This is a genomic window from Superficieibacter sp. 1612_C1 (assembly GCF_015234305.1).
Classification (GTDB): Bacteria; Pseudomonadota; Gammaproteobacteria; order Enterobacterales; family Enterobacteriaceae; genus Superficieibacter.
Window position 1 is genome coordinate 23793 of the sequence record NZ_JADGMI010000009.1, and the last position, 23571, is coordinate 47363.

Genomic DNA, 23571 nt, shown 5'->3' on the forward strand with positions numbered 1-23571 from the left:
CTCCTGTTAAAACTTATAGCCACGATGCAGCGCGACGATACCTGCCGTCAGGTTGTAATAGCTCACGTTCTCAAGCCCCGCCTCTTCCATCATCGCCTTCAGCGTCTCCTGGTCGGGATGCATACGGATGGATTCAGCCAGATAACGGTAGCTTTCTGCATCGTTCGCCACCATCTGACCGATCCGCGGCAGGACATGGAACGAGTAAGCGTCATAAGCTTTACTTAGCGGCTCGATAATCGGTTTTGAGAATTCCAGCACCAGCAGACGTCCGCCCGGTTTCAGCACGCGATACATGGAGCGCAGCGCTTTTTCTTTGTCGGTCACATTACGCAGGCCGAAAGAGATGGTGATGCAGTCAAAGGTGTTATCCGGGAAAGGCAGCGCTTCGGCATTGGCCTGAACGTATTCAACGTTGCCCACGACGCCGAGATTACGCAGCTTTTCGCGTCCCATCTTCAGCATAGAGTCGTTGATATCCGCCAGCACAACGCGGCCGGTTTCGCCGACAAAACGGGAGAATTTTGCCGTAAAATCGCCGGTTCCTCCCGCCAGGTCCAGCACGGTTTGCCCGCGACGCACACCGCTACAATCGATGGTATAACGCTTCCATAAGCGATGAATGCCGAACGACATCAGATCGTTCATGACATCGTATTTTGCGGCAACGGAATGGAATACATGTGCCACCATGTCAGCTTTCTGTGCGCTGGCGACAGTCTGAAAACCAAAATGCGTCGTATCCTGAGAATTCTCGTCCATCTTAAGGCCTGCTTATCAAGAAATTGTTCGTAAAGTGTAACAGATCAAGAACGTTTACCCTATGACTCAACCGCCGCGAGAGAAGGAGTTTAGCTCATGAATCCCGGTATTTTCCGCAGAGAATCCGCGCTCGTCATCGGCGTCCGCTCCTGAGCGTAGTCGAAATTCTTCATCCTGAGCGGTCGCCTGCTCGGCTAATTCCGGATTAATCTCGCGCTTGATCTCCACGCCAAGCCCGCGAAAAGCTTCCGCCTGCGCCAGCACATTACCGCGCCCGGAGGTCAGTTTTTTCATCGCCTGTCGATAGTTGTCCTGCGCTTTATCGAGGCTTTGTCCCACCGACGACATATCGTCAACGAACAGCCGCATTTTGTCGTACAGGCGACTGGCACGCTCGGCGATATGCTGCGCGTTGCGGCTTTGATGTTCGTAGCGCCACAGGTTGGAAATGGTGCGCAGCGCCACCAGTAACGTGGTCGGGCTGACCAGCATGATGTTGTTTTTCAGCGCTTCAGTAATCAGCTCCGGCTGGCGATCAAGGGCCAGCAAAAATGCCGGTTCAACGGGAATAAACATCAGCACATAGTCGAGACTGCGCAGCCCCGGCAACTGCTGATAATCTTTACGCCCCAGCAGGCGAATATGATTGCGCACCGAAGCAATATGCTCCTGGAGAGCCGCCTCGCGGGTATAATCCTCTTCCGCGTTGAAGTAACGTTCATAGGCCACCAGCGTCATTTTGGCATCGACGACCACGTCTTTGCCCTGCGGCAGGCGCACGATGACGTCCGGCTGCATCCGCGAGCGGGTGTCGGTTTCGATGCTTACCTGCGTTTCATATTCATGGCCTTCGCGCAACCCGGAGGCTTCCAGGACGCGAGTCAGCACTACTTCTCCCCAGTTGCCCTGCGCTTTGTTATCGCCTTTCAGGGCGCGCGTGAGATTCAGGGCTTCCTGCGCCATTTGCGCATTAAGCTGCTGGAGATTACGGATTTCATGCGCCAGAGTGTGCCTTTCTCGTGCCTCCTGACCAAAACTGTCCTGCACCTGGCGGCGAAAACCGTCAAGCTGCTCGCGCAATGGCGTCAGCAAGCCGTGCAGGCTCTGGCGATTTTGCTCATCCACCCGACGGTTGCTGTGCTCGAAAATGCGGTTGGCGAGGTTTTCAAATTGCTCGTTAAGCCGCTGCTCGCTGTTGACCATCTGGCGGGTTTTGTCCTGAGACGCTTCAAGGCGGGTCGTTACTTCGCGCAGGTCGGCTTCCAGCGAGGTATTGATTTCCCGCAGGCTACGCAGCTCGTTATTCAGCAGTTCGCACTCGTCGCGCCAGTGGCTGTGCTGGGCAAGCTGCTGCTTTGCGGCGCTCAGTTCGCCAAAAACCTCCCGCTGCTCGGCAAGAATATCGGCTTGCTGCTGCGCGGCACGGTAGCTTGCCGCCAGCCAACCGACGACGATCCCCGCCAGCATCAGTAGTACGCTGATAATGATTGCGCTGTCCATTCACCCTCCCGCATAACTCATTCACCCTGCAAAATACGGCTTTGCTGTATAAACGTCCAGTTTTAAAGGTTTTTCTGCGAGGCGTTACGCAAAAAGAAAGGGCCGAACATGTCGGCCCTTGAGGTTGATGACAAACCAGGTTTTGCTATTGTGCGAGCCGTTTTGCCGGGTGGCGGCTTCGCCTTACCCGGCCTACAACAACACCAATATCAAGAAGTTATTCGTAACTCGTAGGCCTGTGCAAGCGCAGCGCCGCCAGGCATAATTCCACGGTATAACGTTTGTCAGAGGAGGCGGCGAGCGGCTTCAACCACAATTTTCACCGCATGGCTCTCGGTTTGTTTCATGGTCTCCGCATTCGGAATTTCCTGCTGGGTGCGGTTAACAATCACGCCGGCAACCATCCCGGCACGCAGGCCCTGGCTGGAGCACATGGTCAGCAGCGTGGCTGACTCCATTTCGTAGTTCATCACGCCCATGGACTGCCACTCTTCCATTGAGCCTTTGAAACGGCTTACCACACGCCCTGAATGCGTATCGTAACGCTCCTGGCCTGGGTAGAAGGTGTCGGAAGAGGCGGTTACACCAATGTGGGTCGTCGCGCCAACCGCTTTCGCCGCTTCCACCAGCGCGGTAGTACAGGCGAAATCAGCCACTGCCGGATATTCCATCGGCGCGAAGTGCAGGCTGGCACCGTCCAGACGCACGGAAGCCGTGGTCACCAGAACGTCGCCAACGTTAATATGGGACTGGATCGCGCCGGTGGTACCCACGCGCAGGAAAGTACGAATGCCGAGCTGCGCCAGTTCTTCAACGGCAATAGACGTAGAAGGACCGCCGATACCAGTTGAACACACAATAACCGCTTTACCGTCGAGTTCAGCGCGCCAGGAGGTAAATTCACGATGAGATGCCAGCTTGACCGGCTTATCCATCAGCGCGGCGATCTTTTCCACACGCTCTGGATCGCCAGGGACGATAGCCAGCGTAGCCCCTTGTAGATCGTTTTTGGTGAGGCCGAGATGAAAAACATCAGACTTAGACATAAAAAACTCCTCTGTGGGTCAGTTTGTCAGAAGAAGCAAAAAGGTACTTTACAGAAGTGACCGGGATTATTTCGTGACCACAGTCACTCATGTAGAAACTTATTGCAGTTCATTTCCATAAAATAGTGATATTGATCACATAAATAAACCTAACGCGTCGGTCTGGTGACATTACGAATCGGCATCTGACACGGTGAATTGTTAACGTGGGGTCTATAGTTAACTCTGCGCTAATACTGGGTACGGAGAATGCCATGACTACTGATAATCAGCCGGGTTTCGCACCCGCGGCCTCACCCCACGCTTCCACCATCGTTCGCACGCCTGAAAACGCTATCGCGACCGGTGAAACCACCATCCCGACACAGGGCGAGCATATGCCCGCTTATCACGCCAGGCCAAAAGACGCGGAAGGTGCGCTGCCTGTCATTATCGTAGTGCAGGAAATTTTCGGCGTACATGAGCATATTCGCGATTTATGTCGTCGGCTGGCGCTGGAAGGCTATCTGGCTGTCGCCCCGGAACTCTATTTCCGTCAGGGCGATCCCAATGCTTATGATGACGTTGGCACGCTGTTAAAAGAGCTGGTGGCTAACGTGCCGGATGCGCAGGTGCTGGCCGATCTGGACCATGTCGCGAACTGGGCTGCGCGTAATGGCGGCGACGCCCATCGCCTTGCCATCACCGGTTTTTGCTGGGGCGGACGCATTGCCTGGCTGTATGCCGCGCATAATCCTCAGCTTAAAGCTGCCGTGGCGTGGTATGGCAAAGTGGTCGGCGATCAGACGTTAAAATCGCCGAAACATCCTGTGGATGTGGCCACCGAGCTGAGTGCGCCCGTGCTGGGGCTGTATGGTGCTCAGGACAACAGTATTCCTCAGGAAAGCCTGGAGAGAATGCGTCAGGCGCTGCAAGACGCCAATGCGACGGCGGACATTATTGTCTACCCGGAAGCCGGCCACGCCTTTAATGCGGATTATCGTCCGAGCTACCATGAGGCCTCGGCGAAAGATGGCTGGCAGAAAATGCTGGCATGGTTTGCCCGCTATGTGGGTAAAAAAGCGGAATAATGAGGTTGGTAACAAATCTGTTTTGCTATTTGTACGCCGTTTTGCCGGGGGGCGGCTTCGCCTTACCCGGCCTACAAAGCCATCAATATCAAAGTGTTATTCGTAACCTTCAGGCAGACATCCCACAGCATTTTTTATATTTTTTGCCGCTACCGCAGGGGCAGGGATCGTTACGATTCACACTCCCCGCATTGACCGTTTTTTCCTGTGCCAGCACACGCATAATCGCCTGTGGCGGATAGCCGTTGGTGACCAGATCCTTCATGATGTTCATGTTGCGCGTGATGTGGCGAAAGAAATGTTCATACCCTGCGCACAGATAGTTATGGCCAGGATGCCCGGAGGGCGAGACGGCAAAACGATGTTTAGGACAACCGCCGTGGCAAACAAAACGATAGTCGCACTTACGACAGTCGGCGGTCAGCGTCTCCCGCTTAGCCCGACCAAACGTAATGGCCTGTTCGCTGTTATTCATCTCTTTAATGCTTTTCTGATGAATATTGCCCAGCATATGCTCAGGGTAGACATAGTGGTCGCAGTTATAGAGATCGCCGTTAGACTCCAGAGCGAAAGCATGGCCGCAGTTTTCAGAAAACACGCACAGCACCGGCGGCTGGCCGCACCAGGCCGACAGCGCCACATCGAACATCTGCACATAGACGTTTCCGACATCGCGCCGCACCCAGATATCAAAGATCTGATTAAGGAACTCGCCGTACTGCCATGAGGGCACGGTCCAGGGAGCCAGCTTTGCCGCGCTCTCACCGGGCATCACCAGATTAAGTACCGGCGATGCTTCGGTACTCATCCGCTCCACCAGCGGGATAAACTGGATATAGCGGGAACCGGCCGCCAGCAAAAACTCGTACACGTCGCGGGCGTGACCGACGTTATGCGCGCCCACCACGGTCAGGGTATTAAACTCAACGTTGTACTCTTTGAGCAGCGCCATGCCTGCCATCACCTGCGCGTGGGTACCTTTACCTGAACGCGTTACGCGATATTTATCATGCAGATGCGCGGGGCCATCGACGGACAGACCAATCAGAAAATGATGCCCGGCAAAAAACTGCGCCCATTCCGGATTGAGCAAAATGCCGTTGGTTTGCAGGGCATGACTGATTTTTTTGCCGTTAGCATGCTTCTCGCACAGTTCTACCACCCGGCGGAAAAAGGGCAGTCCAATCATCGTCGGCTCACCGCCCTGCCAGGCAAAGCTCACCTCGTTACCGCTTTGCGCCTCGATATGCTGACGTATGTAGGACTCCAGCGTTTCATCCGACATCCGCCAGTTTTTGTTGCGCTCCGGATAAAGCGCCTCTTTTTCAAGGTAGAAACAGTACTGGCAATCAATGTTGCATACTGAACCCGTTGGCTTTGCCATAACGTGGCAGCCGTTGATAGCCATGCTCGCTTATATCCTTATCGTTTAATTAAACGCTTCCGTGAACTGTATAACCTCTCGCCAGCAGCTTCCAGCATTACCTGTAGCACGCTCATAAGATCCAAAAAGGGAGACCGTTGTCTCCCGTTGAATCGTGTTACTTACTCCTGACGCAAATTCTGCGCCGCTTTGACCATGTTCGCCAGCGCAGCGCGGGTTTCCGGCCAGCCGCGGGTTTTCAGGCCGCAGTCCGGGTTTACCCACAGGCGTTCTGCCGGAATACGCTGCGCCGCTTTCTTCAGCAGGGCTTCGATCCACTCCACGCTCGGGACGTTCGGCGAGTGGATGTCATACACGCCCGGTCCGATTTCGTTCGGGTAGTCGAACTCTTCGAACGACTCCAGCAGTTCCATATCGGAACGCGAGGTTTCAATAGTGATCACATCGGCATCCAACGCGGCGATGGAGTCCATGATGTCGTTGAACTCGCAGTAGCACATGTGAGTGTGGATCTGGGTATCGTCCTTCGCTACCGCCGCGTTGATGCGGAAGGCTTCCACGCCCCATTGCAGGTAAGCGTCCCAGTCGCTGCGCTTCAGCGGCAGACCTTCGCGCAATGCCGGTTCATCAATCTGAATGATGCCGATACCAGCCGCTTCCAGGTCCGCCACTTCGTCACGCAGCGCCAGCGCAATCTGCTTAGCGATGGTTTCACGGCTCACGTCTTCACGCGGGAAAGACCAGCAGAGAATGGTTACCGGGCCGGTCAGCATGCCTTTTACCGGCTTGTCGGTCAGCGACTGCGCGTATTTCGCCCACTCCACGGTGATCGGTTCCGGGCGGCTGATATCGCCAATCACCACCGGCGGCTTCACACAGCGGGAACCGTAGCTCTGTACCCAGCCGTTCTGGGTAAAGATGAAGCCGTCCAGGTGCTCGCCAAAGTATTCCACCATATCGTTACGCTCGGCTTCGCCATGCACCAGCACGTCGAGACCCAGGCGCTCCTGCTCCACAATCGCCTGCCTGATATGTCCGGCAATGCCGGTGCGGTAGTTATTCGCATCAAGATTGCCCTTTTTAAAGTCCAGACGCAGGCCGCGGATTTCAGTCGTCTGCGGGAAAGAACCGATGGTAGTGGTCGGCCAGGCAGGTAGATTAAAGCGTGCACGCTGGGCTTCGGCGCGAACCGGATAAGTATTTGTGCGCTGGCTGTCCTGGGCGGTAATGGCCGCCAGACGTTCTGCCACCGCCGCATTATGCACACGCGTTGAGTGGCGACGGGCCTGAATCGGCGCGCTCCACTCGGAGATTGCAGCGGTATCGCCGCTGTTCAGGGCATCGCGCAGCAGGGCCAGCTCCTCGCATTTTTGCAGGGCGAAGGCAAACCAGCTTTTCACTTCAGCATCCAGACGGGTTTCCACGCTCAGGTCGATGGGGCTGTGCAACAGCGAGCAGGACGATGCCACCCACAGTGCACGTTTGCCAACAATATCTTTAACTTGCGCGTATTTCTCCGTCAGATCGGCGCGCCAGACGTTACGCCCGTTTACCAGCCCGGCGGACAGCAGCCAGTCAGCAGGCAGACGATTGTGCAGTTCTGCCACGTCATCCTTACCATGCACCAGATCCACATGCAGACCCTGGACCGGCAGCGTGATGAGGGTGTCAAGGTTGTCGGTGACGCCTTCAAAGTAGGTGGTCAGCAACAGCTTCACCTGGCCCGCGAGCGCGTCATAGGCCGGTTTGAACGCGTTCAGCCATTCCTGCGGCAGTTCCAGCACCAGCGCCGGTTCGTCAATTTGTACCCACTCAACACCGCGTTTTGCCAGTTCAGCCAGCACCTGCTGGTAGACCGGAAGAATGTCGTTAAGCAGGCTCAGACGGTCGAACGGCTCGCCTTTGACTTTACCCAGCCACAGGTAAGTGACCGGTCCCAGTAGCACCGGCTTCACCTTATGGCCCAGTGCCAGCGCGTCGTCCACTTCCTCCAGCAACTGCGTCCAGGTCAGTTTAAACTGCTGGCCTTTGACGAACTCCGGTACCATGTAGTGATAGTTGGTATTAAACCATTTAGTCATTTCCGCTGCCGCCGCAGGTTCGCCGGTCGGCGCACGACCACGGCCAATGCGGAACAGGGTATCGATATCGACCGAGCCGTCGTTGTTCTGATGACGAGCCGGCACGTTGCCCAGCAGCAGGCTGGTGGTCAGAACATGGTCGTACCAGGCGAAATCACCTACCGGCAGCAGGTCAACGCCCGCCTGCTTCTGCTGATCCCAGTGACGGGCGCGCAGTTCACGGCCTACCGCCAGCAGATCTTCACGGGAGCTATTGCCAGCCCAGTAGCTTTCCTGCGCTTTTTTCAGTTCGCGTCGCAGGCCAATACGGGGAAAACCGAGGGTGTGATTCAAAATTGTCATTGTATGCCCCTTGAGAAATTTGTTATTTAGCCATCCAGATGTTTACACATCCATAATGTGAAGGTACTGTATAATCCTCAAGCGCAATTTGTTCATGCCGAAGTGAAGGACTTTCATGATCGAGATTAAACACCTGAAAACGCTCCAGGCGTTGCGGAACAGTGGTTCGCTGGCGGCGGCCGCAGCAACGCTGCACCAGACCCAATCCGCCCTTTCTCACCAGTTCAGCGATCTGGAACAGCGCCTTGGCTTTCGGCTATTTGTTCGCAAAAGTCAGCCGCTGCGCTTTACGCCGCAGGGAGAAGTGCTGCTCCAGCTGGCAAACCAGGTGCTGCCGCAGATCAGCCGGGCGCTACAGGCCTGTAATGAACCGCAGCAGACCACGCTGCGCATTGCGATTGAGTGCCACAGCTGCATTCAGTGGCTGACCCCGGCGCTTGAGAATTTCCGCGTGAAATGGCCGCAGGTTGAGATGGATTTTAAATCTGGCGTGACCTTCGATCCGCAGCCCGCGCTTCAACAAAGCGAGCTGGATCTGGTGATGACGTCGGATATTCTGCCGCGTAGCGGTCTGCACTACTCGCCAATGTTTGATTTTGAGGTGCGGCTGGTGCTGGCTCCGGATCATCCGCTGGCGGCGAAGGCTCGTATCACGCCAGACGATCTGGCCAGCGAAACGCTGCTGATCTACCCGGTACAGCGCAGCCGACTGGACGTCTGGCGTCACTTTCTGCAACCGGCAGGCATTAATCCACAGTTCAAAAGCGTGGATAACACCCTGCTGCTGATCCAGATGGTAGCGGCCCGGATGGGGATTGCCGCGCTGCCGCACTGGGTGGTGGAGAGTTTTGAACGTCAGGGCCTGGTGATAACCAAAACCCTGGGTGAGGGATTATGGAGCCGACTGTACGCCGCCGTGCGCGACGGCGAACAGCGTCAGCCAGTGGTTGAGGCGTTTATTCGCTCGACGCGGAATCACGCCTGCGATCACCTGCCGTTTGTACGGAGCGCGGAGCGACCCACTGGCGATGGACCCACAGCGACGCCAGGATCACCGCCGCACCCGTGATAAACGTTGGCCAGTGAGGTTGTTGGTGCCAGATCGCCAGATTCACCAGCAGCCCCGCGGGCACGTGCATATTATTCATAATACCGAGCGTGCCGGCATCGACCTGCGTCGCGCCAACGTTCCACATAAAGTAGCCAATCCCTGAAGCTGCCACCCCCAGAAACACAAGGATGCTCCACTGAAGCGTGGTTTCCGGCATCTTCTGCGCATTCCCCAGTACGGACCAGCCCACTACCGCCACTAAAAACGCCCCGATATAGAACCAGGCAAACGCATTATGCTGCGGCATCGGACGCGTTTCCATCAGGCGCTTATAGCCCACCATGCCAATCGCAAAGCTGATATTGGAAAGCTGCACCAGCACCAGCCCGGTCCAGAAATGATCGGTGACCTGATTATAACGAATAATACCCGCGCCAATGACCGCCAGCAGCGCGCTGAATGCGTATCCCCATCGCAACGGGCGTTTACTCATCAGATCGTAAATTAACGTGATATACAGCGGTGTCAGGACGGTAAACAGCAGCAGTTCAGAGACGGTGAGATAAAGATAAGCGCGGAAACTCAGCATATACATAATGCCAAGCTGCATGGCCCCGACCAGCATATATAACCCGAGGGTTTTCAGGCTGTGCCCGCGCGTGCGTAAAAACGGCAGGAAAACCAGCGCCGCCAGTCCGACACGCACCAGCACCGCAAAATAGCTGTCTACGTGCCCGGCAAGGTACTCGCCAAACAGGCTGAAGGCGAAAGCCCACAGGATAGTGGTGATGATAAGAAGCGCCACAATGAATGTCTCTTAAGTTGAAGAGCACTCATTGTAGCGGAGAGCACGGTTGACATCTGGTCAATAAAACATCAATCAAGATACAACTTACGCAGGTAATTCGGTACAGCGTTATCGGCATTGGTGCCAATCACCTCCAGCGCCGGATACATATCTTTCAGACGCTGATGGGCATTCGCCATAATGCAGCCTTTGCCTGCCATCGACAGCATTTCCGCATCGTTCATGCCGTCACCGAAAGCGATACAATCCTGTAAACCGTAGCCCATCGCCGCAGACACCGCTTCAAGCGCATGCCCTTTCGACACGCCGCCCGCCATCACTTCCAGACAGGTCAGCGTGGAGAAGCTCACGTTAACGCGATCGCCCCAGCGGGCGTTGATCGCTTGTTCAAGCGGCAGCAATTTTTCATGATTTGGGCTGGTGAAAAACACCTTGCTGATCCCCTGCGGATCCAGCAGTCCCGGCTCATACAGCGAATAGTTAAAGATCGCCTCTTTGAAGAAACGCATCTCTTCGGGACGATGGCGGTTCATAAACCATTCATCGTCGCGATAGACGTTGGTGATAATATCCGGGCTGGTATGCACCACGCCAAACAGGTCGGCGGCAATATCGCTGTCCAGATTATGCGTAAACACCAGATTGCCATCGGTATCGTGCACCCGGGCACCGTTCGAGGTGATCATGTAGGCTTTGATTTCAAGGGCATCGCGGATTTGACCAACGTCAATATGATGACGACCGGTAGCAAAGACGAAGTTAATTCCGCGCGCGGTCAGCAGCTTAAGCGTCTCTTTGGCAAACGGGGATAAACGGTGGTCAGGAGAGAGTAGTGTACCATCCAGATCGGATGCAACAACCTGATACATAAGAAAATTCAACCTCTGGTCAGTAAAGCAATAATCAATGGTGTCGATCGAAAAAGTCGACGATGGCATTTAGCGCGACTGAGCGCATGGCGTCCTTTTCAAAAAGGATCTCATGATAAGCGCCTTCTATGACAAGCGGCTGACCCCCTTCGCAAGGATGGCCCGCTGCGGCGCGAATTTCACAGTAGCGGTCGTGAACGCGGTTATCGACAACGCGCTCCTCTTCCGCCTGAAGCAACAGCATGGGCGTGGCGTCGTCGCCTGCGCCCGCCAGCACCTGTTCACCAGCCAGGATGCCCTCCCGCACCCAGTGATGCGTCGGTCCGCCCACGCGCAGTTTTGGTTCATCGGCATAAAAGCGCAGATTACGACGGTAGCGTGCGCGGCTGTGGGTCAGAACGTTGACGCTAAACGGCAACGCGTGCCAGCGCCCCGTTCCCAGCGCGTAGCTCTCCCGAAAACGCTGATGGCCCTCAGCCCAGTCGAGGATCTGCCGCACCATCCAGTCCGGAAGATGAATAATAATGCCGAACATCGGCGCACAGAGCGCGATGGCGTCGCAGGCACCGGGGGTGCGCTGTAAAAACAACGTGGCGATAGTCCCGCCCATGGAGTGCGCCAGAATATAACGCTTACGCCACGGTCCCGGCTGCACTTCCTGTTCCCAGAACGCCGCGAAATCATCCACGTAATCGCTAAAGTTAACCACGTGGCCGCGATGCGTATCGGACAAAAGACGTCCCGAACGCCCCTGCCCACGATGGTCGATGATTAATACATCAAACCCCATATGGAACAGGTCATACGCCAGTTCGGCATATTTTACGTAGCTTTCAATGCGACCCGGACAGACTACGATGACGCGATCGTTTTCCGGCGCATGAAAACGCACAAAACGGACCGGAACGTTATCTACGCCCGTAAATTCCGCCTCTTCCCGCTGACGCCAGAAATCGGTTAGCGGCCCCATAGAAAAAGCCGCAAACGCGTTTTCTCTTGTTTCCCAGTTCCTTTTTTGCCGAAACATCGGGTTTCCACCCCCGCTCACCGTGTAAAATCATTTTTTTGTGACTTATCGCACAAGGCTACAACACCAGGGTATTGTGGCATAAAAATAAACAATCAGGGAATTTCTCATGACCTTCGAGTGGTGGTTCGCTTATCTGCTGACATCTATTATCCTCAGCCTCTCGCCCGGCTCAGGTGCAATCAATACGATGACCACGGCCATCAGCTACGGCTATCGTGGCGCAGCAGCCTCCATTGCCGGTCTGCAAACCGGGCTGGGGATCCATATTGTGCTGGTCGGCGTAGGGCTGGGCACGTTGTTTTCACGCTCGCTGCTGGCGTTTGAAATCCTGAAATGGGCGGGTGCGGCGTACCTTATCTGGCTTGGCATTCAACAGTGGCGCGCTGCCGGGGCGCTGGATCTCAATACTCTGGCGCAAACGCAATCACGCGGGCGGCTGTTTAAACGCGCGGTGTTCGTTAATCTGACCAACCCCAAGAGCATTGTCTTTCTCGCCGCGCTGTTTCCGCAGTTTATCCTGCCCACGCAGCCGCAAATTGCACAGTACGTCATTCTCGGCGTGACGACTATCGTGGTCGACATCGTCGTGATGATCGGCTACGCCACGCTGGCGCAGCGAATTGCCGCCTGGATTAAAGGGCCAAAGCAGATGAAAGCGTTAAACCGGGTATTTGGCTCGCTGTTTATGCTGGTGGGGGCGCTACTGGCGTCGGCAAGGCATGCCTGAAGGTAGCTCGCATGTTTACGTCACCGGTTGCAGGGAATCATTTTGCTTTCCGGGGCGCTACGCAAAGGATGAAATTGGTTTTTTAACAGCGTGGCCATCGCGGTAATGCAACGTCATCTTGAGGCCGGTTACACCCTATTGCCGCTGGTTATTCCCATTTTATTTTATCAGGGAGAACGCACCCCTTACCCATACTCAATGAACTGGCTGGATGATTTTCACGATCCGCACCGTGCCCGCCAGTTGTACGGCAATGCGTTTCCCCTGGTCGATATAACGGTTATACCTGATGAACAAATCATGCATCATCGCAGCATGGCAGCATTGACGCTGGTGCAAAAGCATATTCGTCAGCGTGATATGGCCCGACTGCTGGACCAGCTTGCAGCCCTGTTAATGATGGAGCAGATGAGCAGACAACAAATAGTGGGGCTGGTAAACTATATGATACGCGCAGGAGACGCGCAGAGTATTGAGCCATTATTATATGAACTGGCACAGCGGGTGCCAAAACATGGAGAGACACTGATGACGATGGCAGAGGAGTTGCTTCAGAGAGGCATTCAGAAAGGTAAATTCAACGCCTTACTGGAAATCGCGCAAAAAATGTTGCAGCGTGGTTTCGATAGTCAGGCAATTATGGAAATCACCGGCCTGTCAAAAGACGAGTTACAACAGCTCGAACAGTAAAAATACCCCACCCGATGCACACCGGGTGGGCCGGTGCTTAGCGTGAAATAATCAGGTGAATGCCGAAGCCTGCAAACAGCACGCCCGCAAAACCATCAATCCATTTCGCCAGACGCTGATAGCCGCGACGCATTGCCGGCAGCGCAAACAGACTGGCAACCACCGTAAACCACGCCAGGGTTTCAATGGCGATCAGCACAAAAATGCCCCAACGCTCCGGCGTACCCACGCTGTCACTGACAAACAGTGAGAAAACGGAGCCGAAGTAAATAATGGCTTTTGGATTAGCGAGGTTGGTCATTAACCCCTTCAGGAAACTGCGCCCACCAGCCGCCAGTTCCACTTTCGGCGCAGGCGCATCGGCAGCCTCTTTTTTCAGCGCGCCGCGCAGCATCTGGTAGCCCATCCAGCACAGATAAAGCCCGCCACCAATCATAATAATATTGTGCAGCCAGGCCATTTTTTCGAGGATCAGATGCAGGCCCAGCAGCGCAACGCCTGCCCAGACCATGACGCCGCAGGTAATGCCAAGCACGCCCATCATGGCTTCTTTACGGGAACGGCTGACAGCAGTCTGGGAAACAAAGAAGAAATCCGGACCGGGGCTCATCAGGGCAATAAAATGCACAAAAGCCACGGTGAGAAATAGCATCAACATGATTAACTCGCGGGAAAATAGTTCAATGAGTCATCATCCTGGCACTTTTTGCGTCGGCTGACTACTCATCATCGTCGCCATCCACGTGCGAGCGAATTAACGCCATAAATTCTTTACCAAAACGTTCCAGCTTACGCACGCCGACGCCGTTGACGCTCAGCATCTCGCTGGCGGAAACCGGCATCTGTTCGGCCATCTCGATAAGCGTGGCATCGTTAAAGACAACGTACGGCGGAATATTGCTTTCGTCAGCAATGGCTTTACGCAGCTTGCGCAGTTTGGCAAACAACTTGCGATCGTAATTCCCGACCGCGGCTTTTTGCATTACGCGTGGCTTCAGCGCGACAACGCGCGGTACGGCCAGCATTAACGGTTCGCCGCGCAATATCGGGCGCGCAGCGTCTGTGAGCTGTAACGCGGAGTGCTGAGCGATATTTTGCGTCACCATGCCGAGGTGAATAAGCTGGCGGATCACGCTTACCCAATGCTCATGGCTCTTATCCCGCCCCATGCCATAGACTTTAAGTTTATCGTGACCAAATTCGCGGATACGCTGGTTGTTTGCGCCACGGATGACTTCCACCACGTAGCCCATCCCGAAGCGCTGGTTGACGCGGCCAATAGTCGACAGGGCAATTTGCGCATCATTAGAACCGTCATACTGTTTTGGCGGGTCAAGACAAATATCGCAGTTGCCGCATGAGGCCTGCCGCCCTTCGCCAAAATAGTTGAGCAGCACCAGACGGCGGCAGGTTTGCGCTTCGGCAAAAGCGCCCATCGCATTAAGCTTGTGGCGCTCAATATCCTGGAGCTGTCCGGCCGGTTTTTCTTCCAGGCAGCGGCGCAGCCAGGCCATATCCGCCGGATCGTAAAACAGCATCGCTTCCGCAGGAAGTCCGTCACGCCCGGCACGCCCCGTTTCCTGATAGTAGGATTCGATATTGCGAGGAATGTCGAAATGCACCACAAAACGCACGTTAGGTTTGTTGATACCCATACCAAACGCCACCGTCGCCACCACGATTTGCAAATCGTCGCGCTGGAACTTTTCCTGCACCGCGGCGCGCACGCTATTTTCCAGCCCCGCATGATAGGCGGCGGCGCTGAAGCCCCGGCTTTGTAGCCGCGCGGCGGTGTCTTCCACCTTCGCACGACTGTTACAGTAAATAATGCCGCATTTACCGCGCTGCTCCTGCACGTAACGCAGCAGTTGATCCAGAGGCTTAAACTTCTCCATCAGCATATAACGGATATTCGGCCGGTCGAAGCTGCTGATCTGAATCAGCGGATCGTTAAGCCCCAGCAGCCTGACGATATCCAGCCGGGTGGTGTCGTCCGCCGTGGCGGTGAGCGCCATAAACGGCAGCGCGGGGAAGCGCTGGCGTAAATGGCCCAGCAGGGCGTATTCCGGGCGGAAGTCATGGCCCCACTGGGATATACAGTGCGCTTCATCCACCGCCAGCAGCACCGGATTCCAGTGCGCAAGATGGTCAAGGAAGTTGTCCAGCATCAGTCGTTCTGGCGCGATATAGAGCAGACGAATTTCGCCGTTGCGACAGCCAGCCATGACCTGTTGCTGCTGTTCCCGCGTCTGCGTTGAGTTCAGACAGGCAGCCGCCACGCCGTTTGCCAGCAGCTGATCGACCTGATCTTTCATCAGCGAGATCAGCGGTGAAACCACCACGGTCAGACCATCAAGCAAAAGCGCAGGGATTTGATAACACAACGATTTACCGCCGCCGGTAGGCATCACGACCAGACAGTCGCGTCCCTCCAGCACCGTATGAATAATGTCTTCCTGGCCGGGGCGAAACTGCTGATAGCCGAAGGTTTCCCGCAAAACCTGTTTAGCCAGCGACTCCTGATTCAATACTTCCGCCTGCGCCACATTGACTCCAACCGCCCAAAATAAAAACAGGCGCTATTTTCAGCGCCTGAGAAGGAAACTGCAATGCCTGACATGAAATCATTCGAGGCTGCTTCCAGTTTTATGCAAATTCATCAGTAAAATCAATGTTTCGCCAGACGCACAAAAGCGTCCTGTAATGCCGCCGGCGTGCGCACGCCCTGATGCAGGTCCACCACCTTTCCCTGGGCATCAATCAATACTGACGTCGGCGTGCCGATCACCTCATAGCGTTCCTGGGTGATTTTCAGCTGATCGCGCAGTACCGGGTAGCTGATATGGTGTTTGGCCAGCAGCGACTCAACGCTCAACGAGTCCGGATCGGTATTGACGGCCACCACAACGACATTGTCTTTCCATTGCTGGCTCAGCGCCTGGAGCGTGTCCATTTCCGCCAGGCAACCGCCGCAGCCGGAGGACCAGAAATTCAGGTAAATGCCTTTGCCCTGCCAGCGTTCAAGGCTGGCTTCATTACCTTGCAGATCAAAGGCCGCCAGCGCAGGAGCGGTTTCACCCAACGCCAGTTTTTCCTCTTTACAGCCGCTAAGGCTTACCAGCGTCATTAGCAAGAAAATCTTAAGCCAGCGCATGTTGATTCTTCTCCTCGCCCAGATACTTACCGTGTTGCAGACGCAGGATGCGATCGGCAAATTGTCCCAGCGCCGGGTTGTGCGTCACCATCACAATGGTGCGCCCCTGTCGGTGCAAATCCTTCAGTAAGTCCAGCACCCGCTGCTCGTTCTCTTCATCCAGGTTGCCGGTCGGTTCATCAGCAAAAATCACCGGCGGTTCATTCACCAGCGCTCTGGCGATACATACTCGCTGCTGTTCGCCGCCGGAAAGCTGACTGGGGAGATGCGTCATTCGATGTTCCAGCCCCACCTGCGCCAGCACAGAACGCGCGGCGGCTTCGTCCACCACGCTGTGATAGTGCTGCGCCAGCATGATGTTTTCCAGCGCCGTCAGGAACGGAATAAGATGAAACTGCTGAAACACCAGGCCGATTTTTTCGGCGCGAAAACGTCGACGCCCTTCTTCGTCCAGCGCCGCCGCGTCGGTTCCATCAAGGATCACCTGGCCTTCGCTGGCGGTATCAAGACAGGTCAGAATATTCATCAGCGTGGTTTTACCGGAGCCTGACGCGCCCATAATCGCCACAAACTCACCACGCGCGATACGCAGATTAATATCATCCAGCGCAACCACATCGCCGAACCGCTTATACAAATGGCGCGTTTCAATCGCCACCTGAGGCATATGCATGACGGTCATGGGACTACTCTCCTTTAAGCACTTTCGCCGGTTCGACGCTGACTGCACGCCGCACCGGCACAATGGCCGCGAGCGCCGCGACCAGTAAAGACAGGATCAGGGTGATGGGCAGCACCGGCAGGCGCAGCGAGATGGCGGCGTTGAATACCGTCAGCCCCAGCAGTTGCGCCAGCAGATAACCCAGGATCCAGCCCGCCACTACCGCCGCCAGGGCGATAATGCCAGTCTCCAGCAGCATCTGACGGATGATATCGCCGTTACCCGAACCCAACGCTTTTTGCAGCGCAAACTCACGCGAACGCTCCCCGACGATAGCCATCAGAGTGGTGTTCACGCACAGCGATGAGAGCGCAAGAATGACCAGCGAAACGAGTCCCATCAGCCCTTTGATTTTGTCCAGCACCTGCCCTTCCGACGCGGAGACTTTGCGCACCGGGCGGATCTCCAGGTCGGGGAATTGCTGCTGCAAACGCCGGGCGTAGCTCTCCACCTGACCCACGTCATTACTGACGCTCAGCAGCCCGTGGCTGATTTTACCCGGCTGACGTAGCCACGCCTGAGCCACATCAAGGCTGACGATAAGCATATTATCGGTTGCATCGCCGGACTCCACGATCCCTTTGACCATCAGCTTTTTCCGCGCGTTATGATCGACCAGGGTGATGCTATCACCCGGTTTAACATTCAGCCGCTCCGCCAGCTTCACGCCAACCATCGCGTTGCGATCGTCAAAGCTGACGTTGATCCAGTCGCCGGTCACCTGCCAGTAAGGAGCCAGTTTTTGCAATGATTCAAACCACACGCCGACGATCACCACCTTTTCCAGCTCGGTACGCGCCATGCCGTACAGCCAGGGGCTGGCACCATAAATCAGACCTTTGGGTGCCTGGTCAAGAATGGTCTGGAGTTCCGCCTGCGGCATACTGGAACCGTGGCCGGGACCAATATAGAAATTGGCCCCGAAAGTGCGCAGCTCTTCACTCATTTTGGTATTGATATCAAACCAGACGGCGGAAAGCGCGGTGACGATGGTGGCTCCGACCATCAGCGCGGCAAAGACCACGCTAACGCGCTGAAGCCGCAGGCGTAGCGCCCGCCAGACCAGTAACCAGAGCATGTCGCGCTTAGCGGCCATACAGTACCTCCACCGGGTAAAGACGGGCAATGCGGCGCGCCGGGAACCACGTGCCCAATAGCGCGATCAGTACCGCAATCACCAGTACGCAGGGGACAACGATCCATGCAAAATTGAGCGGCGCATCAAACAGCATCAGGCCAATCGCTTTTGCCAGCCCCCATCCGGCGATACATCCCAGCGCACCGCCTGCCAGCCCGCTTGAGGCGGCTTCCAGATAGAACAGCAGCAGGATTTGCCACTGTCGCGCGCCGAGCGCCTTCATCAGGCCGATTTCCCGCGCGCGCTCCATGATGGTGCTGGTCATTAACGAGGCAATGCCCATCGCGGCGGCCGCCAGCGCAGCCAGCGTCACCACCGCCATCAGCAGCTGGATTTTGTCGATAACCACCCCTTCAGAGGCGGCAACCTGCCAGACCGGACGTACTTCCGCCCCGGAGATCGCCTCTTCCAGTTGATGAGCAATTGAGGAAACATAGGCCGTGCAGTACCAGAGGTCGTACTCTTCGGCGTTAAGCGCTTCGAGGTTTTCCCGCGCCCGGCGGGACAACTCATTCTCTGGGACCGTCAGGGCCGAAACGCGTATGGTCTGCACCTTACCCGGCAGCCCCAGCAGGGTTTGCACGACATGCAACGGCATTACCAGCTGGTTATCTTCCTCGCCGCCGCTGGACAAAATTCCGCTAACAACGACCTGCTGAGAACGCGCTTCTGCCTGCACCGTCAGCGTATCACCCACCTTCCAGCCGTATCGCTTCGCCAGCGCGTGTCCGACTAAGGTTTGCGGCACCTCACCCGCGGGCTCCTGCGGCCATTCGCCGACGACCTGCCAGAAAGGGCTGACGGTACGCTGTCCGGTTTGATATCCCTCTTCATCCGGGATATCGACCGGCTGACTGAAAAAGGTGCCCAGAATGCGCACATCCTGATGATTCACCGTCACATCGCCGCCCAGCGCAGGCGCAAAGCCGACAATGTTATTACGCCAGAAAATATCTTTAATATTTGGTAGTTCCGCTTCGTCGAGAAAATCCTGTCCGGAAAGCGGGCTGCTTTTTTCGCTGAACAGGGCGGGCAACGCGGCCTGTCCGGCAGGTTCAATCAGGATGTTTGCGCCGTAAGATTTCAGCTCGCGCGACATCTTATCGCCGATATCAATCGACACCGCCAGCAGTGCGGAAATCAGGCTGGACGCCAGGAACACGGTCAGGATCGCCAGCCCCTTGCGCCGTACATTGCGGCCCCACGACTGTCGTAGCATTCGCCATAGCATGACTATTCCTCCTTCATCCCGGCGGGAACAAACTGCTCAGGCGCGTCGCGGAAGCGGTTGTAGTTCGCCTCTGAGGCAAAGAACCAGGTTTTACCGCCGTAGCTGTATTTAAATTCGGCTGCGGTATTGGTGAGGGATGAACCATCCACCGGATCGGTAACCTTAATGGTCAGCACCGTTGAGAAGTAATTTACTCCCGCCGCCAGCGACGCGCCGGGGATGGTCAGCGTTTTGTCGTCATTGCGCCAGTTTTCAATCGGCACCGGGTTACAGCCGCCGGGTTTACCGATGGACGGAATAAAAATATGCACCCCGCAGGCGACGCAGATCACCTGATTACCTTCCATTACGTAGCCCTGATCGCCGCACAGCAGGCAGGCGTCAAAGACCACGCCAAAACGCAGTTTGTCGGGATAACGGTTGATGACGAAAAAGCGCACCGCCTTGCCATCATCCGCTACCCAGACGAAACGGTGCAGTTTACCGTCACGCAGTTGCTCAACCGGCAGATGGATCTGACCATCGCTTGCCAGCGTGACCGGCTGCGCTTCCGACAGCCGTGGCGGCTGGGAAGCCACTAATACCCACCAGAGCTGGCCTGCAACGACCACTGCCGCGCAACCAAGGGTAGTCAGCAACAAACGCATGGCGTTGCGTCGCCGGGCCAGCGCCAGACGATGCGCCACCGCCTCCTGCGTTTGCGCCGTCTCGCGGAAATAACGCAGCAAAGAAGGAAGCCAGCACAGACACAGCACCAGCAGTAATCCGGCCCCCGCCCAGTTATAGAGCGCCGCGTTATTGGTGGCCCGCGCAACAAAACTCAATAGCGGTTTCGCCAGCGGCACGATTTGCAGCTTCATCATCAACAGCAGCACATTACCGCTCAGCGGCAGCCATAGCATGACGACAATCACCATCGTCAGCGGCCAGTAAAGCCAGCACATCCGCCGAATCAACATGCCGCACACCGTCGCCGCCAGGCTGAGGACGCCGAACGCCACCACCAGCGCGCTCAGGTTCAACAACAGGTCGGTATTCAGGACGTGGGTGCTGGTAAGTCCGCCAAGATTAGGATCCTGCGCCCAGTGGCGAGCGGCCGCAAAAACGAGGATGCCCTGCCACAGGTAGCGCAGACGGGTAGATGCCCACCAGAAGCTCAGCAGGAACAGGAAAGAAATCAGAATTTCAGCGCAGACCAGCAGCAGTTCAACTTGTCGTGAACCGTGGAGGTAAAGCCCGGCCAGAAGCCCGGCTGCCAGCGCAATCAACAACGTCCACACCAGCGGACGCAGCGCTGGCGCATCGCCACGGCTCCACAGCACACCGGATAACAGTGCAATGCAGAAAAAAACCTGTAACGTCGTAACGAAAAAATAGCTCATAACATCCGTTCTGTACGGCAGAGGGAGACCAGAAATACGCATCGGGACAACCCTACGGTTATCCCGACATCCCGGCTTAATTCAGGCCGACATATTTAAATTCATAGCTAACATCAAACGGTTTCCACCAGCGGCCAACGCCGGTTTCGCTGTCGGTATGGCGGTGCATCCCGGCTTTTGACGGCGGGTCGATGTGGTAGGTGACTTTGTAGTTACCCACGCCCATCATTTTGATATTAGCGCCGTAGTGCGGGCCGTCACTGGCGACCATCGGCATGAAGGTGCCTTCCTGTTTTTCGCCCGTATCGTTATTCACCAGGGTGTAGTTAATGGTGAGGAATGGGATCCATTCCCCGGCACCAAAGCCGTTTTTATTGCCTTCCACCGCATGAATATCGGCTTCCAGGTGGATATCAGATTTCGCCGCAGGCAGGCCCATGCCGCGCGGCTCCATATCAATCGGCTGCAAATAAACGGCGGCCAGTTCCATTTCGTTCATCGTCACCGGTTCGCCAGCCGGATACTCTTTAAACGCCAGCGCGGCAGGCGCGGTAAAAATCCCGGCAATCACGGCGCTGGCAATCAGGGTTTTCTTCATAGTCATCTGACATATCCTCTTGTCTTAAAAGGGTTACGGGTTGTTTTTTATGGGTTCCCCCGGAACGTGACTACGCCGCCGCATTACCCAGAGTGCGACCAGCGCGGCGATCAGCAGCGCCACCTGCGGCAACAACGTTTCCAGCCAGGGATAGATTCCCAGCCAGCTGATTTCGGGCACGCCGGGGATCAGAGTAGGCTGGAACAATTTGCCTTCCACCAGTTCCAGCACCCCTTTCCCGGCGAAGACGAACGCCATCAGGTACATCAAACTGCCGGTAAACATAAAGAAGGGTTTCAGCGGCAGACGAACCACTGAATAACGCATGATGAGCCAGGCGATCAGCAGGACGACGCAGCCAATGACAAATCCTGCGCCAATCGCCATATGGCCGGCGAGATTCTGCGCATCGCCGATCAGGGCGTAATAAAACAGCACGGTTTCGGCCCCCTCGCGATAGACGGCAAGGAAGCAGGTCAGCCACAGACCGACCAGCGATCCGCGGGATAATGAATGGGAAAGTTTGCCCTCCAGCCAGGCTTTCCAGTGCCGGGCCTCGACTTTAGAGAGCAACCAGTAACTCATAAAGAACAGCATCACCACTGCAATCAGCATGGTAAAGCCTTCCAGCAGCTCGCGGCTGGCACCCGAGTTGGTAAACAGCAACTGGAAGATGACGGCGGTGATCACACTGGCAATCAGCGCGACCACCACCGACTGGCGGATCAGCGGCAGTTTGTCCTTGTGATTATTTTTCACCATATAAGCCACGATGGCGGCCACGATCAGCAGCGCTTCCAGCCCTTCACGGACGATGATCATCAGGCTGTACAGCAGCAGGCTCCACTGCGTCTCTTCCCCTTCGCCCAGCAGGGTGACCGCTTTCGTCAGATCCTGTTGCAGCGTCGCCGCTTCGGCGTTGATTTTCTCTACCGGCTGACCCGCCTTCATCAGACCGACCATCCGAGTGAAATAGCCTTCAAGGGTGGTTTTAAACGCGGCATCGCGCGAACCGATTTTGTTCTCCATGCCGCTGGCTTCGAAACGGTCGAAATAGGTGTCCTGCACGCTCAGGATCGCATCCGCCGCACCGTCGTTCTGATATTGAGCAATAGCGCTGGCAATACTTTGGTTAATGCCATTCGCCACGCTGGCCCAGTCGGTGCGGGACGCGGCATCGTCAGCGGCAGGCGCTGTCCCCTGTTCCTGCGGCGCGTTCACTGGCTGCTCGTCACGAGTCGTCGGCAGTCCAGGCAGAACGTCTTCGATATCCTGTAGCAGTGTCGTGACCTGGTAAGAGACATCGTTCAAATGGTCAGGCTGCGCGGTCAGCGCGATTAGCGCCGTAAACTGTTGGTTAATAGACGCGGCGTCTTTGGCAGAGCGATTCTGGCGCACCGACATCTCCATTTCGGAGTTTTTAAATCCCTGATAGTGCGCCTGCTGCACATGCTGACTGGCGGCGCTGAAGTTGCCCGCCTGATAGGCGTTGACCGCCTGTGCCAGCAAATCGTCAATGGTGCGGAAGCTGTCCTGCCAGTAAACCGCGATGTCTTCTCTGGAAAGCGCGTTATGCTGCTCTTCCGCCACCAGTCGGTGCCCGCCGTCCAGCACCGGCTCCACCTCGCGCAGCGCCTTTTTCAGGCCGTCGATTTTCGCCTGCACTTCCGCAGTCGGCTTACCTTCGCCGATCATCCGGCGAATCTCGCCGAAGGTGCTTTCCATTTCATAGCTCTTACGGGCGGAAAAATTAATTCGAATCGGACCTTCAAGGTTTTCAAAAACTTCGAAGTAGGCTGACTGCACTTCACGTCGCGCCTCATTGCTTTTCTGCTGCTGATAAAGCTCGGCGGTTTTGTCCAGCCGCTGTTCAATATCGTTAATGTACGGCGCATAGTTTGGCGCGGCCCACGCGGTTGCGCAGAACAACACGCCGAACAGCGCGGCAAGAAAACGGCGAGGAGATGTCAGCACGACGCATACCATA

The 23571-nt window shown here is 56.0% G+C and carries 20 protein-coding genes and 1 pseudogene; 4 read left to right on the forward strand and 17 right to left on the reverse strand.

What is annotated here, in order from left to right; genetic code table 11:
- Positions 1-6: 6 nt before the first annotated feature.
- The 3 genes from ubiE to udp all read right to left on the reverse strand — a co-directional run bounded on the left by ubiE (position 7) and on the right by udp (position 3308).
- Positions 7-762, reverse strand: coding sequence for a bifunctional demethylmenaquinone methyltransferase/2-methoxy-6-polyprenyl-1,4-benzoquinol methylase UbiE (gene ubiE / locus INT84_RS22975; protein ID WP_194208621.1), 756 nt, complete (start codon positions 760-762; stop codon positions 7-9).
- Positions 763-828: 66 nt separating this feature from the next.
- The gene (gene rmuC / locus INT84_RS22980; RefSeq protein WP_194208622.1) at positions 829-2262 is read right to left on the reverse strand and encodes a DNA recombination protein RmuC; all 1434 of its coding nucleotides are present in this window, start codon (positions 2260-2262) and stop codon (positions 829-831) included.
- 284 nt (positions 2263-2546) lie between these two features.
- Positions 2547-3308, reverse strand: a complete 762-nt coding sequence (gene udp, locus INT84_RS22985; RefSeq protein ID WP_176917609.1) for a uridine phosphorylase — start codon at positions 3306-3308, stop codon at positions 2547-2549.
- 254 nt (positions 3309-3562) lie between these two features.
- Between udp and INT84_RS22990 the strand changes: the two genes are divergently transcribed.
- The gene (locus INT84_RS22990; RefSeq protein ID WP_194208623.1) at positions 3563-4378 is read left to right on the forward strand and encodes a dienelactone hydrolase family protein; all 816 of its coding nucleotides are present in this window, start codon (positions 3563-3565) and stop codon (positions 4376-4378) included.
- A gap of 109 nt (positions 4379-4487) precedes the next feature.
- On the opposite strand, the gene INT84_RS22995 is transcribed toward INT84_RS22990, so the two are convergent.
- Together INT84_RS22995 and metE are read right to left on the reverse strand one after the other, a co-directional pair.
- A complete protein-coding gene (locus INT84_RS22995) occupies positions 4488-5786 on the reverse strand; it encodes an anaerobic sulfatase maturase (protein ID WP_194208624.1) in 1299 nt (432 codons plus the stop codon).
- Positions 5787-5923: 137 nt separating this feature from the next.
- On the reverse strand, positions 5924-8185 hold the full coding sequence (gene metE, locus INT84_RS23000) for a 5-methyltetrahydropteroyltriglutamate--homocysteine S-methyltransferase (RefSeq protein WP_194208625.1): 2262 nt from the start codon (positions 8183-8185) through the stop codon (positions 5924-5926).
- 115 nt (positions 8186-8300) lie between these two features.
- On the opposite strand from metE, the gene metR reads away from it, so the two are divergent.
- Positions 8301-9254: an HTH-type transcriptional regulator MetR gene (gene metR / locus INT84_RS23005; protein ID WP_194208626.1), complete on the forward strand. Its 954-nt coding sequence runs from the start codon at positions 8301-8303 to the stop codon at positions 9252-9254.
- On the opposite strand, the gene INT84_RS23010 is transcribed toward metR, so the two are convergent.
- The 3 genes from INT84_RS23010 to pldB all read right to left on the reverse strand — a co-directional run bounded on the left by INT84_RS23010 (position 9142) and on the right by pldB (position 11940).
- Complete coding sequence (locus tag INT84_RS23010; protein WP_194208627.1) at positions 9142-10041, reverse strand: carboxylate/amino acid/amine transporter; 900 nt, start codon at positions 10039-10041, stop codon at positions 9142-9144. The genes metR and INT84_RS23010 overlap by 113 nt on opposite strands.
- A 71-nt stretch (positions 10042-10112) precedes the next feature.
- Positions 10113-10913, reverse strand: coding sequence for a sugar/pyridoxal phosphate phosphatase YigL (yigL, locus tag INT84_RS23015; protein WP_194208628.1), 801 nt, complete (start codon positions 10911-10913; stop codon positions 10113-10115).
- Between the two features lie 34 nt (positions 10914-10947).
- The gene (gene pldB, locus INT84_RS23020) at positions 10948-11940 is read right to left on the reverse strand and encodes a lysophospholipase L2 (protein ID WP_194208629.1); all 993 of its coding nucleotides are present in this window, start codon (positions 11938-11940) and stop codon (positions 10948-10950) included.
- A 109-nt stretch (positions 11941-12049) separates the two neighbouring features.
- Here pldB and rhtB point away from each other — a divergent pair, with 109 nt between their 5' ends.
- Positions 12050-12670 carry a homoserine/homoserine lactone efflux protein gene (gene rhtB, locus INT84_RS23025; RefSeq protein WP_194208630.1) on the forward strand — a complete coding sequence of 207 codons (621 nt, stop codon included), beginning with the start codon at positions 12050-12052 and terminating at the stop codon, positions 12668-12670.
- Between the two features lie 93 nt (positions 12671-12763).
- Positions 12764-13360: pseudogene (locus tag INT84_RS23030) on the forward strand (Rpn family recombination-promoting nuclease/putative transposase); the annotation flags it as partial.
- Between the two features lie 37 nt (positions 13361-13397).
- Here INT84_RS23030 and rhtC read toward each other — a convergent pair.
- From rhtC to INT84_RS23075, 9 genes are all read right to left on the reverse strand, one after another.
- Positions 13398-14018 carry a threonine export protein RhtC gene (gene rhtC / locus INT84_RS23035; protein ID WP_194208631.1) on the reverse strand — a complete coding sequence of 207 codons (621 nt, stop codon included), beginning with the start codon at positions 14016-14018 and terminating at the stop codon, positions 13398-13400.
- 61 nt (positions 14019-14079) lie between these two features.
- Positions 14080-15906, reverse strand: a complete 1827-nt coding sequence (gene recQ, locus INT84_RS23040) for an ATP-dependent DNA helicase RecQ (RefSeq protein WP_194208632.1) — start codon at positions 15904-15906, stop codon at positions 14080-14082.
- 122 nt (positions 15907-16028) lie between these two features.
- Positions 16029-16514 carry a TlpA disulfide reductase family protein gene (locus INT84_RS23045; RefSeq protein WP_194208633.1) on the reverse strand — a complete coding sequence of 162 codons (486 nt, stop codon included), beginning with the start codon at positions 16512-16514 and terminating at the stop codon, positions 16029-16031.
- Complete coding sequence (locus INT84_RS23050) at positions 16501-17196, reverse strand: ABC transporter ATP-binding protein (protein WP_194208634.1); 696 nt, start codon at positions 17194-17196, stop codon at positions 16501-16503. The genes INT84_RS23045 and INT84_RS23050 overlap by 14 nt, the downstream gene beginning before the upstream one ends.
- Positions 17197-17200: 4 nt before the next feature.
- Entirely contained in the window at positions 17201-18331 is a 1131-nt protein-coding gene (locus INT84_RS23055) for an FtsX-like permease family protein (protein WP_194208635.1), read from the reverse strand.
- Positions 18321-19604, reverse strand: a complete 1284-nt coding sequence (locus INT84_RS23060; protein ID WP_194208636.1) for an ABC transporter permease — start codon at positions 19602-19604, stop codon at positions 18321-18323. The genes INT84_RS23055 and INT84_RS23060 overlap by 11 nt, the downstream gene beginning before the upstream one ends.
- Positions 19605-19606: 2 nt before the next feature.
- A complete protein-coding gene (locus INT84_RS23065; protein ID WP_194208637.1) occupies positions 19607-20986 on the reverse strand; it encodes a Fe-S-containing protein in 1380 nt (459 codons plus the stop codon).
- Between the two features lie 76 nt (positions 20987-21062).
- Positions 21063-21590 carry an iron transporter gene (locus INT84_RS23070; protein ID WP_194208638.1) on the reverse strand — a complete coding sequence of 176 codons (528 nt, stop codon included), beginning with the start codon at positions 21588-21590 and terminating at the stop codon, positions 21063-21065.
- A 27-nt stretch (positions 21591-21617) separates the two neighbouring features.
- On the reverse strand, positions 21618-23555 hold the full coding sequence (locus tag INT84_RS23075; RefSeq protein WP_228066431.1) for an FTR1 family protein: 1938 nt from the start codon (positions 23553-23555) through the stop codon (positions 21618-21620).
- Positions 23556-23571 lie beyond the last annotated feature (16 nt).